General features: G+C 66.7%; 13 protein-coding genes. 6 read left to right on the forward strand and 7 right to left on the reverse strand.

Features of this window, described 5'->3' with window-relative positions; translation table 11 throughout:
* Positions 1-165 precede the first annotated feature (165 nt).
* Genes AACW18_RS07695 through AACW18_RS07725 form a run of 7 tightly spaced genes read right to left on the reverse strand, consistent with a single transcriptional unit; the run spans position 166 to position 7,306 of the window.
* Positions 166-579, reverse strand: a complete 414-nt coding sequence (locus AACW18_RS07695; protein ID WP_042653683.1) for a MerR family transcriptional regulator — start codon at positions 577-579, stop codon at positions 166-168.
* Positions 576-752 carry a hypothetical protein gene (locus AACW18_RS07700; protein WP_157013110.1) on the reverse strand — a complete coding sequence of 59 codons (177 nt, stop codon included), beginning with the start codon at positions 750-752 and terminating at the stop codon, positions 576-578. The genes AACW18_RS07695 and AACW18_RS07700 overlap by 4 nt, the downstream gene beginning before the upstream one ends.
* Positions 742-1,710 (reverse strand): hydroxymethylglutaryl-CoA lyase, encoded by a 969-nt coding sequence (locus tag AACW18_RS07705; RefSeq protein ID WP_218388262.1) that lies wholly within the window; start codon positions 1,708-1,710, stop codon positions 742-744. The genes AACW18_RS07700 and AACW18_RS07705 overlap by 11 nt, the downstream gene beginning before the upstream one ends.
* Positions 1,707-3,680, reverse strand: a complete 1,974-nt coding sequence (locus AACW18_RS07710) for an acetyl/propionyl/methylcrotonyl-CoA carboxylase subunit alpha (protein ID WP_218388263.1) — start codon at positions 3,678-3,680, stop codon at positions 1,707-1,709. The genes AACW18_RS07705 and AACW18_RS07710 overlap by 4 nt, the downstream gene beginning before the upstream one ends.
* Positions 3,677-4,519, reverse strand: coding sequence for an enoyl-CoA hydratase-related protein (locus AACW18_RS07715; RefSeq protein WP_218388264.1), 843 nt, complete (start codon positions 4,517-4,519; stop codon positions 3,677-3,679). The genes AACW18_RS07710 and AACW18_RS07715 overlap by 4 nt, the downstream gene beginning before the upstream one ends.
* 10 nt (positions 4,520-4,529) lie before the next feature.
* Positions 4,530-6,161, reverse strand: a complete 1,632-nt coding sequence (locus tag AACW18_RS07720) for a carboxyl transferase domain-containing protein (protein ID WP_218388265.1) — start codon at positions 6,159-6,161, stop codon at positions 4,530-4,532.
* Positions 6,158-7,306, reverse strand: a complete 1,149-nt coding sequence (locus tag AACW18_RS07725) for an isovaleryl-CoA dehydrogenase (protein WP_218388266.1) — start codon at positions 7,304-7,306, stop codon at positions 6,158-6,160. Before AACW18_RS07725 ends, AACW18_RS07720 begins: the two co-directional genes overlap by 4 nt.
* Positions 7,307-7,547: 241 nt before the next feature.
* Here AACW18_RS07725 and AACW18_RS07730 point away from each other — a divergent pair, with 241 nt between their 5' ends.
* From AACW18_RS07730 to AACW18_RS07755, 6 genes are all read left to right on the forward strand, one after another.
* Complete coding sequence (locus AACW18_RS07730; protein ID WP_218388267.1) at positions 7,548-9,059, forward strand: CoA-acylating methylmalonate-semialdehyde dehydrogenase; 1,512 nt, start codon at positions 7,548-7,550, stop codon at positions 9,057-9,059.
* A 132-nt stretch (positions 9,060-9,191) separates the two neighbouring features.
* A complete protein-coding gene (locus tag AACW18_RS07735) occupies positions 9,192-10,349 on the forward strand; it encodes an acyl-CoA dehydrogenase family protein (protein ID WP_218388268.1) in 1,158 nt (385 codons plus the stop codon).
* Positions 10,350-10,507: 158 nt separating this feature from the next.
* Positions 10,508-11,326 carry an enoyl-CoA hydratase gene (locus tag AACW18_RS07740; RefSeq protein WP_218327798.1) on the forward strand — a complete coding sequence of 273 codons (819 nt, stop codon included), beginning with the start codon at positions 10,508-10,510 and terminating at the stop codon, positions 11,324-11,326.
* A 63-nt stretch (positions 11,327-11,389) separates the two neighbouring features.
* The gene (locus tag AACW18_RS07745) at positions 11,390-12,487 is read left to right on the forward strand and encodes an enoyl-CoA hydratase/isomerase family protein (RefSeq protein ID WP_218388269.1); all 1,098 of its coding nucleotides are present in this window, start codon (positions 11,390-11,392) and stop codon (positions 12,485-12,487) included.
* A 68-nt stretch (positions 12,488-12,555) separates the two neighbouring features.
* The gene (gene mmsB, locus AACW18_RS07750) at positions 12,556-13,467 is read left to right on the forward strand and encodes a 3-hydroxyisobutyrate dehydrogenase (RefSeq protein WP_218388270.1); all 912 of its coding nucleotides are present in this window, start codon (positions 12,556-12,558) and stop codon (positions 13,465-13,467) included.
* 313 nt (positions 13,468-13,780) lie between these two features.
* Positions 13,781-14,542 carry an SDR family oxidoreductase gene (locus AACW18_RS07755; RefSeq protein WP_163155093.1) on the forward strand — a complete coding sequence of 254 codons (762 nt, stop codon included), beginning with the start codon at positions 13,781-13,783 and terminating at the stop codon, positions 14,540-14,542.
* Positions 14,543-14,623 lie beyond the last annotated feature (81 nt).

Below are 14,623 nucleotides of genomic sequence, written 5' to 3' on the forward strand. Positions count from 1 at the left end.
CCGCTGGTGAAACGGAGTCGGGTTGGAGAGGAGAGGGTCGCCGGGTCCTGGCATAGTCCCAGGCCGCTCGGCCACCCGGCTGGGGATGAGCCTGCCGGCGCCATCGGCCGGTGGCGCTGCACCGGCGTTCCCGGTGCAGCGTGGGGCGCGAGGGCTCAGCTCCGGTTAATCTGCGCTGGTTTTCAAGCCGTCGAGTGAATTGACGCAGCGCTGCTCGGCGGCGTCCAGCTCGGCCATCACCATCTGGATGTCTTCCAGTTGCTGGCGCAGGGAGTGACGCCGCGCCTCGATGAGCTGGATCATGGAGTGCAACTGCATCCGGCTCGAGCGGTCGGTGTCATACATGTCGAACAGCTCGCGGATCTCCGCCAGGCTGAAGCCGAGCCGCTTGCCACGCAGGGTCAACTTCAGGCGGATCTTGTCCTTGTGGCTGTAGATGCGGGTCTGTCCCTCCCGGGACGGGGTGATCAGCCCCTCATCCTCGTAGTAGCGGATGGTGCGCGGAGTGATGTCAAACTCCTGCGCCAGCTCCGAGATGCTGTAGGTGACCTCCTTGCCGGAGAAGGGGCTGGCTTTCATGGTGTGCTCCTGCGCATATCAAACTCCCGGTCAAGCACCGAGATGCTGCAAGTGATCGCCTTGCCGGAGAAAGGACCGGCTTGCATGGCGTGCGCCTTGGGCATCTCAAATCCCCAAACAAGCACCGAGATGCCGCGAGTGATCTCCCTGTCGGAGACGCGATTAAGGACCATGGCACTCTCCCTGTGCGATCTCATGCTGTGCCGCCAGCTGCAGGGCCCTGGCATGGAGCGCCCGACCGACCCGGGAGCCGTTGCCGTGGCCGAGCCGCTCGCTCACCCATTGGCCGGTGGCGGCCAGCTTGTCCAGATCCACCCCGGTGCTCATGCCGAGGCCGTGCAGCAGATAGACCACCTCCTCCGAGGCCAGGTTGCCGGAGGCCCCCGGCGCATAGGGGCAGCCGCCGAGCCCGGCCACCGAGCAGTCTATGGTGCGGATGCCGCGCTCCAGCGCCGGCAGCAGGTTGGCCAGGCCCTGGCCGTAGGTGTCGTGGAAATGCACCGCGAGCCGCCCCGCAGGTACCTCGTGCAGCACCGCATCCAGCATGGGCGCCACCGTGCCCGGGGTGCCGACGCCTATGGTGTCACCCAGGGAGATCTCGTGACAGCCGAGATCCAGCAGCCGCTCGGCCAGGGCGGCGACCCGTTTCGGGCGGGTCGGGCCGTCGAACGGGCAGGCTATGACGGTGGAGAGGTAGCCCCGCACCTTGATGCCGAGGCGGCGCGCCTCCGCCACCAGGGGGGCGAAGCGGATCAGGGACTCCTCCACGCCGATGCCGATGTTGGCGCGGGTGAAGCCATCGGAGCAGGCGGTGAAGAGGCCGATCTCGTCGACCCGGGCGGCAATGGCGGCCTGCAGTCCCTGCAGGTTGGGCACCAGGGCGCCGTAGCGAGTCGGGCCCTTGCGCGGCAGGGCCTCAAAAAGTGCGGCGGAGTCCGCCATCTGCGGCACCTTTCGGGGGGAGACGAAGGCGCCCACCTCGATCCGCTGCAGGCCGCTGTCGGCGAGGCGGGCGATCAGCTCAAGCCGCTGTTCGAGCGGCAGGATGCGGGCCTCGTTTTGCAACCCATCCCGCGGGCCCATCTCCACCAGGCTCACCCGATCGACCGGTATCCCATGTTCTCTGCTCATGACGCGCTCTCTTGTCTGTTTTCGCCAGCGCCCGTATCGGCGTCGGCAAAATGCACCAGCACCGTGCCCTGGCTCACCTGATCCCCTTGCTGGCAGAGCAGGGCGGCGATCATCCCCTCATGTTCTGCCCGCAACGTGTGTTCCATCTTCATCGCCTCCAGCACCAGCAGGGGCTGGTTCTTCTGGACGGACTGGCCGGCCTCCACCAGCAGCGCCACGACTATGCCGTGCATGGGGGCGACGGCGCCGCTGCCCTTGTGGTGATCATGATGCGCCTGATGCTGCTGATCATCGGCCTCAAAATGGATGCTCTGCTCGCCGAGGCGCAGCAGAAAGGCCCCGGCCGCACCGGGCTGCACGGGGTAGCGCAACCAGCGTCCTTCCTGCTGCAGACGGATATGATCCGGGCCCAGCTCATAGGGGAGCCGGCTCCCTTGCCAGTCGATCGCGCCCTCGGCGCCGGTCAGGCTCAGCACCCGGCGTTCCTCGCCGATGCGCACCGCCGCCGTCCAGTGCTGGCGATGACCGAGTCGAAAACCGTTCGCCCGCTGCCAGGGCGCCATACCGGCCACGCGGCTGGCGAGCCAGAGGGCTGCCAGCGGCCAGGCGAGCGCGGGAATGGCCTGCGGCTCGGTGGGGATGGGCCACTGGGTGTGATGGCGCATGGCCAGCACGTCGGGCTCCTGGCACAGGCGCTGCAACAGCGGACCGTTGTGCACCAGCGGGCCGAGCGCCAGGGTACCCAGGGCCTCGGCCAGGCGGGCAAAGGCCTCGGCGCGGCTCTGGCCGTGGGCGACGAGCTTGGCGATCATGGGATCGTAATAGGGGCTGACGGCATCCCCGGCGGCGACCCCGGTGTCGATCCTTACCCCCTCCGGCCAGTGCAGCCAGTGGATGGGGCCGCTGGCGGGCAGGAAACCGGCTCCTACGTCTTCGGCGTAGAGGCGCGCCTCCACCGCGTGGCCGCACAGCTTCACCTCATCCTGGGTCAACGGCAGGGGCTGGCCCTCGGCGACCGCCAGCTGCCAGGCCACCAGATCCTGGCCGGTGACGCACTCGGTGACCGGGTGCTCCACCTGCAGGCGGGTGTTCATCTCCATGAAGAAGAACTCCCCCTCGCACAGCAGAAATTCTATGGTGCCAGCCCCGACATAATCGATGGTCCTGGCGGCGGCGACCGCCGCCTCACCCATGGCCTGGCGCAACTGGGGCGGGATGTCGGGGGCAGGGGCCTCCTCGATCACCTTCTGGTGGCGGCGCTGCAGCGAGCAGTCCCTGTCCCCCAGATAGATGGCGTTGCCCAGGCTGTCGGCGAAGATCTGCACCTCCACGTGGCGGGCCCTGGGCAGGTAGCGCTCCAGCAGCACGTTGTCATCGCCGAAGGCGGCCAGGGCCTCGCGCTTCACCGCAGCCAGCGCCTCGTCGAACTCGTCTATCTGCTCGACCCGGCGCATCCCCTTGCCGCCGCCGCCGCTGGCGGCCTTGATCAGCAGCGGGAAGCCGGTCTGGCTCGCCTGATCACGCAACAGCGCAGGGCGCTGATCCTGGCCGTGATAGCCTGGCAACACGGGCACCCCGGCCGCCAGCATCAGCGCCTTGGCGCCGGACTTGTCCCCCATGGCGAGGATGGCGGCGCCGCTCGGGCCGATAAATCGCACTCCCTGAGTCTCACAGGCGCTGGCGAAGTCGCTGTTTTCCGACAGGAAGCCATAGCCGGGGTGGACGGCATCGGCGCCCGCCTCGCGGGCGATGCGCAGCACCTTGGCGGCATCGAGATAGCTCTCCCGCGCGAGGGCCGGCCCCAGGTGCCAGGCCTCGTCGGCCTCGCGCACATGCATGGCACCCTGGTCGGCATCTGAGTAGAGGGCGATGGTATGAATGCCGAGGCGGCGTGCTGTCTTGATGATGCGCACCGCGATCTCGCCGCGATTGGCGATAAGAAGGCGTCGAATGGGCTTGCTGTTTGTCATGCTTCATCCTTGAAACGGGGGCGCCAGCTGGGGGGGCGTTTGTCGAAGAAGGCCTGCATCCCCTCCTGGGCCTCGAGTCCGACCCGCACCCGGGCTATGGTCTCGACGGTTTTTTCTTCATGAGGGGCAACCCCCTGCTCATCGATGGCGGCCAGCAACCGCTTGGTCTCCTTCATCGCCTCCGGGCCGTTGCGACACAGCCGCAGGGCGAGGGCACGGCCCTCCGCCAGCAGCTGCGCCGGTTTGGCCAGCTGGTGTGCCACATGGAGGCGGCAGGCGGTGATGGCATCGAACGGCTCGGCGCTCAGCATGTAGCGGCGCGCCTGGCGCATGCCCATGGCGCGTACCACATAGGGGCTGATCACCGCCGGCACCAGCCCCAGGCTCACCTCGGAGAGGCAGAAGCGGGCATCGTCGCTGGCCAGCACTATGTCGCAGGCACAGACGAGGCCAAGGGCCCCGCCATAGGCGGCCCCTTGCACCAGGGCGAGGGTGGGGAAGGGCAGGGTGTCCAGGGTCTGCATCAGCCGCGCCAGCACCCTCGCATCCTCGCGGTTGTGCTCGAAGTCGGCGTGAGCGAGGCTGCGCATCCAGTCGAGATCGGCGCCGGCGCAGAAGTGCTTGCCCTCGGCCCGCAGCAGCAGGACACGTGGCCGCTCGGCGAGGGGGTTCTCATGGTGGTGGACCAGCTCGTCGAGGCAGTCGAGCAGCCCCAGCATCAGCGCCGCATCGAAGGCGTTGTGGCGGGCAGGGCGCGCCAGGACGAGCTCCGCCAGCGGGCCATGGCGTTCCAGCCGAAAACCGGGCTGGGGCAGATTGTCAAAGAGGGGGTCGGACATGCTGAACTCCTTACATCCGGAAGATGCCGTATTGTTCTGGGCCAAGTTCGGCGCCCTGACAGGCCGCCAGCGCCAGGGCCAGCACGGTGCGGCTCTGGGCGGGATCGATGACGCCGTCATCCCACAACCTTGCGCTGGCGTAGTAGGGGTGACCCTGTTGTTCATACTGGGCGATCACCGGCGCGCGTATGGCCTCGGCCTCCTGCTCGCTTAAACTTTTGCCCTCGGCCGCCAGCTTGTCGCGGCGTACCTGCACCAGCACCCCGGCCGCCTGCTCGCCCCCCATCACAGAGATGCGGCTGTTGGGCCAGCTGAACAGGAAGTCGGGCTCATAGGCGCGGCCGCACATGCCGTAGTTGCCGGCGCCGAAGCTGCCGCCGACGATCAGGGTCAGCTTGGGCACCCGGCTGCAGGCCACGGCGGTGACCAGCTTGGCGCCGTGCTTGGCGATGCCCTCTTTCTCCGCCGCACTGCCCACCATGAAGCCGGTGATGTTCTGCAGGAACAGCAGGGGAATAGCACGCTTGTTGCAGAGCTGGATGAAGTGGGCGCCCTTCTGGGCGCTGTCGCTGTGCAGCACGCCGTTGTTGGCGAGGATCCCCACCGGCATGCCGCAGATGCGGGCGAAGCCGGTGACCTGCGTGGTGCCGAACAGCGCCTTGAATTCGTCAAACTCGGAGCCATCCACCAGGCGGGCGATGAGCTCCCGGGCGTCATAGGGGCGCTTGAGGCTGGTGCCCACCAGGCCGTAGAGCTCCTCGATGGGGTAACAGGGTTCGTCGTAGGTTGGGGCGGGTGGCGGCGGTGGCGTGCCCAGATTGCTCACTCCCGGGTTACTCACCCCTAAGTTGCGAACCAACGTGCGGGCGATGGCCAGCGCATGGGCATCGTCCTCGGCCAGGTGATCCGCCACCCCGGAGTGGGCGCAGTGCACCAGGGCGCCCCCCAGGGCCTCGGCGCTGATCTCCTCGCCGGTGGCGGCTCTGACCAGCGGCGGCCCCGCCAGGAAGATGGTGGCTTGTTCCCTGACCATGATGGATTCGTCGGCCATGGCGGGCACATAGGCGCCGCCCGCGGTGCAGAGCCCCATCACCACGGCGAGCTGGGAGATGTTTTGGGCCGACATGCGGGCCTGGTTGTAGAAGATGCGGCCGAAGTGATCCCGATCGGGAAACACCTCGTCCTGCATGGGCAGGAAGGCACCGCCCGAATCCACCAGATAGAGGCAGGGCAGCCGCAGCCGCTCGGCGATGGCTTGGGCGCGCAGGTGTTTCTTCACGGTGAGCGGGTAGTAGGTGCCGCCCTTGACGGTGGCATCGTTCACCACCAGCAGGCAGAGCCGGCCCGCGATCTGGCCCAATCCCGTGATGATGCCGGCGGCGGGCACCGGCTCCTCATACACCTGCCAGGCGGCCAGGGCCGAGAGCTCGAGGAAGGGGGAGCCGGGATCGAGCAGCCGATCGATGCGCTCGCGGGGCAGCAGCTTGCCGCGGGCCTGATGGCGGGCCTGATTGGCCGCGCCCCCTCCCAGGGCAATCTCGTCGAAGCGGGCGTTGAGATCGGCCACCAGGGCCTGCATGGCCTCCCGGTTGGCGGCAAACTCGGCGCTTGAAACATCGAGATGCGATTGGAGATGACTCATGCGTTCTCTCCCATCAACTCGCGGCCGATCAGCCAGCGGCGGATCTCCGAGGTGCCGGCGCCAATCTCGTACAGCTTGGCGTCCCGCAGCAGCCGGCCGGTGGGGTATTCGTTGATGTAGCCGTTGCCGCCCAGCAGCTGGATGGCGTCCAGCGCCATCTGGGTGGCGTTCTCGGCGGCAAGCAGGATGGCGGCGGCGCAATCCTTGCGGCTGGTGTGGCCCAGATCGCAATCGCTCGCCACCGAATAGACCAGGGCGCGGCTGCTGGCGAGGCGGGTGTACATGTCTGCCAACTTGCCCTGCACCAGCTGGAACTCGCCGATGGCCTGGCCGAACTGCTTGCGCTCGCGCACATAGGGCAGCACCACGTCCAGGCAGGCCTGCATGATGCCAAGGGGCCCCGCCGCCAGCACGACGCGCTCGTAGTCCAGGCCGCTCATCAGCACCCGGGCCCCGCCGTGCAGGACGCCGAGCAGGTTCTCCTTGGGTATCTTGCACTCCTCGAACACCAGCTCGCAGGTGCTGGAGCCGCGCATGCCGAGCTTGTCGAGCTTCTGGGCCGTGGTAAAGCCAGGCGTGCCCGCCTCGACGATGAAGGCCGATATCCCTTTGGCGCCGGCCTTGGCATCGGTCTTGGCATAGATGACGAAGGTGTCGGCGTCCGGGCCGTTGGTGATCCACATCTTGGTGCCGTTGAGCACGAAGTGATCGCCCCTGGCCTCTGCCGTCAGGCGCATGCTGACCACGTCGGAGCCAGCCCCGGGCTCGCTCATGGCCAGCGCCCCCACGTGCTTGCCGCTGACGAGATCAGGCAAGTAACGCGCCTTCTGATCGGGGGTGCCGTGACGGTGGATCTGGTTGATGCAGAGGTTGGAGTGGGCGCCGTAGGAGAGGCCGACCGAGGCGCTGGCACGGCTCACCTGCTCCATCACCAGCACGTGGGCGAGGTAGCCGAGGCCGACCCCGTCATACTCCTCCGCCACCGTGATGCCGTGCAGCCCGAGCTCACCCATCAGGGGCCAGAGGTCGCGCGGGAAGGCGTTGCTCTGGTCAATCTCGCTGGCGCGGGGCGCTATCACCTTCTGGCAGAAGGCCTCGACCTGTTCGGTCAGGGCGCGGAGGGTCTCATCCATCAGGGCATGCATCCTTGCTCTCCTCTATATCAAGCGGCTGGTACTCACCGGCAGCGTCGCCAATGGCAACAAACTGGTCAGTCCATTTATGGGTTAAGTTTACGTTAGCGTAAACGTAAATTGATTGTTAGTCTAAGGTAAATTCGTTGAGCGGCGGTGGCAAGCGGTGCATCCCCTCGAACGGTCGAACGCAAGGAGTGAACAGCATGATCAGCAAGTGCAGATCTTGGCCTAGCGGCAAGAGGGGGAAAGCATGAGTCACCATCACACCCAGTACGGCGACCTGCCGCTCTATATCGGCGGTCAGGCCCATGCCTCCGAGAGCCAGGCATGGATCGAGGTGACCAACCCGGCGGATCAGAGTCTGCTGGCGCGCCTGCCCATGGCCACCCCGGCCGAGGTCGAGCTGGCGGTGCGTTGCGCCCACGACGCCTACCTGCTGTGGCGGGAGGTGCCGGCGCCGGAACGGGCCAGGGTCATGTTCAACTATCAGCATCTGCTCAAGACCCATCACGACGAGCTGGCCGAGTTGCTGGCTCAGGAGACCGGCAAGAACCTGGCGGATGCCAAGGGGGATGTCTGGCGTGGCATCGAGGTGGTGGAGCAGGCCTGCGCCATCGCCAGCCAGACCATGGGGGAGACCATGGGCAACGTGGCGCGCCGGGTCGACGGTCACTCCTGGGTGCAGTCGCTCGGGGTCTGCGTCGGCATCACCCCGTTCAACTTCCCCGCCATGATACCGCTGTGGATGTTTCCGCTGGCGGTCGCCTGTGGCAACGGCTTCGTGCTCAAGCCCTCGGAGCAGGATCCGCTCACCCCCATGCGGCTGGCCGAGCTGTTCACCGAGGCGGGGGCCCCCAAAGGCATCCTCTCGGTGGTGCACGGCGGCGCCGAGCAGGTGGATGCGCTGATCACCCATCCGGATGTGAAGGCGGTCAGCTTCGTCGGCTCTGCCCGGGTCGGGGCCCACGTCTATCGCACCGCCACCGATCACCTCAAGCGCGCCCAGTGCTTCGTCGGCGCCAAGAATCACGTGGTGATCATGCCCGATGCCAACAAGGGGCCGGTGCTGAGCAACCTGGTGGGGGCCGGGGTCGGCGCTGCCGGCCAGCGCTGCATGGCCATCAGCGTGGCGGTGTTCGTGGGTGGTGCCCGGGAGTGGATCCCGGAGCTGGCCGCCGAGTTCGCCAAAGTCAGGCCCGGGGTCTGGCACGATCCGCAAGCGGCCTATGGCCCCCTCATCAGCCCGGAGGCCAAGGTGCGGGTGGAGAACCTGATCGAGGTGGGGATCAGCGAGGGGGCCGAGTGCCTGCTCGACGGCCGCTTCTGCGACGTGGCTGGTTATCCGGTGGGCAACTGGGTGGGGCCGACTCTGTTTCGCGGCGTGACCCCCGAGATGCGCATCTATAAAGAGGAGATCTTCGGCCCCGTGCTCGCCTGCCTGGAGGTCGCGGATCTGGACGAGGCGCTCACCCTCATCAACAACAACCCCTATGGCAACGGCACCTCCATCTTCACCGGCTGCGGCGCCGCGGCCCGCAAGTTCCGCCACGAGGTGGCGGTGGGCCAGGTGGGGATCAACGTGCCCATTCCGGTGCCGTTGCCGTTCTTCTCCTTCACCGGCTGGCGCGGCTCCTTCTACGGGGATCTGCACGCCTACGGCAAGCAGGCGGTGCGCTTCTACACCGAGACCAAGACGGTGACCGAGCGCTGGTTCGACGAGGACATTCCGCACGGCCCCAATATGACCATCAGCCTGCGCTAAGCGGCGATCAGTGGTACTGAGCTGACGCCGATCGAGGAAAGAGGTCGGCAGGATCGGAACCAGATCATAGGCTGGCACCGAGCGACAGCTGGCAGCGACAGATAAACCAAGGACAACGAGGAAGCGAACGAGATGGATTTTACCCTGACCGAGGATCAGCAGGCCTACATGGAGGCCGCCACCGCCTTTGCCAATGAGGCGCTCAAACCCCATGCCGCGCGCTGGGACAGGGAGCACGAGTTCCCCGTTGCCACCATCAGACAGGCGGCCGCGCTCGGTTTTTGCGGCCTCTACACCCCGGAGCAGTACGGCGGGCTCGCGCTGCCGAGGCTCGACGCCAGCCTCATCTTCGAGCGTCTGGCCATGGGTTGCACCTCCACCACCGCCTACCTCACCATCCACAACATGGTGAGCTGGATGCTGGGCAGCTGGTTGCCCAGCGAGGTGGCCGAGCAGTGGGTGCCAAGGCTCGCCAGCGGCGAGCTGCTGGGCTCTTACTGCCTCACCGAGCCGGGAGCGGGATCGGACGCGGCGGCCCTCAAGACCCGCGCGGTGCGGGACGGCGATAACTACCTCCTCGACGGCAGCAAGGTCTTCATCTCGGGGGCGGGCAGCACGGAGGTACTGGTGGTGATGGCCCGCACCGGCGGCGAGGGGGCCAAGGGGATCTCTGCCTTTATGGTGCCGGCCAACCTTCCAGGCATTCACTACGGCAAGGCCGAGGAGAAGATGGGCTGGAACAGCCAGCCGACCCGGGAGGTGGCCTTCAACGGGGTGCGCATCCCCGCCCGTTATCGGTTGGGGCAGGAGGGGGAAGGGTTCAGGTTCGCCATGCAGGCGCTGGATGGCGGGCGCATCAACATCGCCAGCTGCTCGGTGGGCACAGCCCAGCAGGCGCTGGACGATGCGCTGGCCCATGTGCAGCAGCGCCAGCAGTTTGGCCGCCCCATCGCCGAATTCCAGAGCGTGCAGTTTCGCCTCGCCGACATGGCCACCGAGCTGGCCGCCGCCCGGCTGCTGGTGCGCCAGGCCGCCGACAAGCTGGACAGTGGCAGCCCGGACAAGAGCGCCTGGTGCGCCATGGCCAAGCGGTTCGCCACCGATGTGGGTTATCGCGTCTGTGACGAGGCCCTGCAACTCTTTGGCGGCTATGGTTATATCCGCGAGTACCCGCTCGAGCGCTACCTGCGTGACACCCGGGTACACCGCATTCTGGAAGGTACCAACGAAGTGATGCGGCTGATCATCGCCCGCCGCCTGCTGGCGGATCCCGGTCTGTCGCTGGAGTAACGGACTCCTGCGCCATCTCAGGAAGGCACAAAGGAAGTGATGCGGCCGATCAGCGCCCGCTGCCTCGCATGATGAATCAGGCTTTGTGAGCCAGCCAGAGTTCGGCTCCATTCAACCCTGTCATCATGGCGGGCAGGATTATTCACAAGGACAATGCAATGACAAGGATCAGGCTCGAATATCACGGTCACGTGGCCTACATCACCCTGGATCATCCGCCCGCCAATACCTGGACCCTCGCCAGCCTGCAGGCCTTCCTGCAGATGATGGTGGAGCTCGACAGCCGCCCCGATGTGGTGGCGCTGGTGATCCGCGGGGCGGGGGACAAGTTCTTCTGCGCCGGGGCCGATCTCAACATGTTTGCCGACGGCAACCCGGTGCACGCCCGTGCGGTGGCCGAGGCCTTTGGCCGCGCCTTCGAGGCGCTGGCGCGCTTTCACGGTGTCAGCATCGCCGCCATCAATGGCTATGCCATGGGTGGCGGGCTGGAGGTGGCACTGGCCTGTGACATTCGCATCGCCGAGCAGCAGGCCAAGCTGGGACTGCCTGAGGCCTCGGTGGGGCTCTTGCCCTGTGCCGGCGGCACCCAGCGTCTCACCGAGCTGGTGGGGCCGGGCTGGGCCAAACGCATGATCCTCTGTGGCGAGAAGGTGAGTGCCACCCTGGCCTACGAGATGGGGTTGGTGGAGGAGGTCGTGACCGAGGGCCATGCCTGGGGAGCGGCCCAGCAGATGGCGCAGATGGTCGAGCGTCAGAGCCCGAGCGCCCTGCGTGCCTGCAAGCAGCTGATCAATCAGGGCCGCAGCGGCCCGCGCGACGCGGCCCTGCCGCTGGAGCGCAGCCTGTTCCTCTCGCTGTTCAGCGATGCCAATCAAGGTGAGGGGGTGGCCGCCTTCCTGGAGAAGCGAGCGCCACGCTGGCACTACGGGATAGGCATAGACCCCTCATCAAAGCCGGATGGAGCCGTTCATGAGTAATAAATCCCCCTGTTTCAGGTTGTTTTCCCCATCGTTATCCCGCGAATCAGGGAGGCGCCACCGATGACTGAGTCGGTAAAGGCAAGCCTCCATCCCAGCCGGGATGGCCATCGAATCGGCGTGCTGACCCTCGACAGCCCCGCCTCCCTCAACGCCCTGAGCCTGCCGATGATCCAGGCCCTGCAACGGGAGCTCGATCGGTGGGAGCAGGATCCGACCGTGGTCTGCGTGCTGCTGCAGGGGGCCGGGGAGAAGGCGTTCTGCGCCGGGGGGGACATTCGTTCTTTTTATTACCGCCGGCAGGAGGAGAGCGAGCAGGCGCTGTTTGGCTATGCCCGCGACTTTTTCGAGCAGGAATACAGGCTCGATCACCACATTCACCGCTATGCCAAGCCACTCATCTGCGTGGCGGATGGCATCTGCATGGGGGGGGGCATAGGGCTGTTTGCCGGCGCCGGGTTCAGGGTGGTGACCGAGAAGAGCCTGTTTGCCATGCCGGAGGTGACCATAGGTCTCTATCCGGATGTGGGGGCCAGCTGGTTCCTTAGCCGGATGCCGGGGCGACTCGGGCTCTGGCTCGGGCTCACCGGGGCGCGCTTCAACGGCGCGGATGCCATCGGGCTGGGGCTGGCGGATCACGCCATCGCCAGCGATGCGCGCGCCGAGCTGCTGCCGCGTCTCGCCGCCTTGCCCTGGTCTGCGGAGCCGGACGGCCGACGGGATCAGATCGATAGCCTGCTGGGCAGCCTGTGTGCCAGTTCGTCCTTGCCGGCCCCGGTGATCCTGCCCCTGCAGGCCAGGATCGATGGGCTGATGGCCGGCTGCACCCTGCAAGGGGTGCTGGAGCGGCTGTTCGATGCCGAGCTGGACGAGGCAAGCCTGGTGGCGGCGCGGGAGACCTGCCGCGGCGGCAGCCCCATCAGCCGCGCCATCCTCTGGCGCCAGTACTGGCAGGCCCGCCGCCAGTCCCTGACCGAGGTGTTCGCCGATGAGCTGGCGCTCTCGGTCAACTGCGTGCTGAGGGGGGACTTCGTGGAAGGGGTGCGGGCGCTGCTCATCGACAAGGACAGGTCCCCCCGCTGGCAGGCGGCCCAACCGGGCAGCGACTGGCTTGACGCTTTCTATCGCTGGCCCGAAGGGAAGAATCCCCTGATCCCTTAACAGCGAGTCGACAAGACAAGAGCGCCGGAAAGGCCCGGCTAGATAACGAACGGAGCAAGGAGCAAAGGATGACAAGGATCGGATTTATCGGGCTAGGCAACATGGGGGGCCCCATGGCCGCCAACCTGGCCAGGGCCGGCCACGCCGTGCAGGTGTTTGATCTGGTGGCGGAGAACCTGCAGAAGGCGATCGCCGCCGGTTGCATCGCCGCCGGCGATGCCCGCGAGGCGGTGGGTGGCTGTGAGGTGGTCATCAGCATGTTGCCGGCCGGCGAGCATGTGTGCTCGCTCTGGCTGGCAGAGGGAGGTGGTCAAGGTCTGCTGGGGGCGCTGCCGGCGGGGGCCCTGGTGATCGACAGCTCCACCATAGACGTGGCCTCGGCCCGGCGGGTGGGGGAGGCGGCCAGGGTGCGCGGCATCCGCTTCATCGATGCCCCCGTCTCGGGCGGCGTCGCCGGGGCGGCGGCGGGGACCCTGACCTTTATCGTCGGCGGCGAGCAGGCCGACTTCGAGGCGGCCAGGCCGATTTTGGCCCAGATGGGGCAGAACCTGTTCCATGCCGGGGCGCTGGGGGCGGGCCAGATCGCCAAGATGTGCAACAACATGCTGCTCGCCATCCACATGGCGGGCACCGCCGAGGCGCTGGCACTCGGGGTGAAGGAGGGGCTGGATCCGGCCGTGCTCTCCACCATCATGGGCAAGAGCTCGGGCAACAACTGGAGCCTGGAGCGCTACAACCCCTGGCCCGGGGTGATGGAGAACGTGCCTGCCGCCCGAGGCTACCAGGGGGGCTTCATGACCCGGCTGATGGTAAAAGATCTGGGGCTGGCGATGGCGCTGGCCGAGCATGCCCACAGCGCCGTGCCCCTGGGGGCGCTGGCCCGTAACCTGTTCAACCTGCACGCAAGTCAGGGTCAGGGGGCCAAGGATTTTTCCAGCATCCTGGAGCTGTATCTCGATAAGGCACCCGGTGACAAATAAGCGCCAGAGGCTCTGGCCCCCCACAGCCGTTTCAACCTGCACGCAAGTCAGGGGCAGGGGGCCAAGGATTTTTCCAGCATCCTGGCGCTGTATCTCGATAAAGCACCAAGTGACAAATAAGCGCCAGGGGGCTCTGGCCTCCACCGCCGTTTCAACCTGCACGTGAACCAGAGGGGGGCAAGAATTTTTCCAGCATCGTCGAACCCTATCTGGATAAATCGCTGATCAGTCCCAAAGCGGTTGAGTCGAGGCGACATCGCCCTCAGCCCGCTCACCCAATCATTTATGGCCAGTCAGCTGGCAAGGAGTCTCCATGGATATCAAGCAGAAGGTCATCGCCATCACGGGGGCGGGACGCGGGTTGGGCCGCGCCATCGCCCTCAGCCTGGCCGCTCAGGGGGCTGTGCTGGCCCTCATCGACGTCAATCGCGCCGATCTGGAGGTCACCGAGGCCGAGCTGCGCAGCCGGGATGGCCGCTGCGCCCTGTTCGTCTGCAACGTGGCGAGCGAGCCCGAGGTGGAGGCGACCTTCGCCGCCATCAAGGAGCAATTTGGCGTCTTGCACGGCCTTATCAATTGCGCCGGGATCCTGCGGGACGGCATGCTGATCAAGGTGAAGGAGGGGGAGCTGGTGGAGAAGATGAGCCTGGCCCAGTGGCAGGCGGTTATAGACGTCAACCTGACCGGCACCTTCCTCTGTGGCCGCGAGGGGGCGGCGCTGATGGCCAAGGGCGGGCAGGGGGGGGTCATGATCAACATCTCCTCCATCGCCCGCGCCGGCAACATAGGCCAGAGCAACTATGCCGCCAGCAAGGCGGGGGTGGCCTCGCTGGTGGTGACCTGGGCACGGGAGCTGTCCCGCCACGGGATCCGGGTGATGGGCATAGCCCCCGGCGTCTTTGCCACCGACATGACGGCGGCGATGAAACCTGAGGCGATGGCCCGGATGCAGCAGGCCATCCCGGTCGGCACTCTGGGGCAGGCGGCGCAACTGGCCCAGACGGTGCAATTCATTCTCGCCAATGACTATCTGTCCGGACGGATAATCGATCTCGACGGTGGCCTGCGGCTCTGACGCGGGTCGCCGACCAGGACCTCGCCCCTTGCCTTCGGCACAGGGGCGTTTTTATTGGCTGTCTGCGCCGCCGGCCTCGCC

The organism is Aeromonas sp. sia0103, assembly GCF_963895295.1.
GTDB classification, from domain to species: domain Bacteria; phylum Pseudomonadota; class Gammaproteobacteria; order Enterobacterales; family Aeromonadaceae; genus Aeromonas; species Aeromonas encheleia.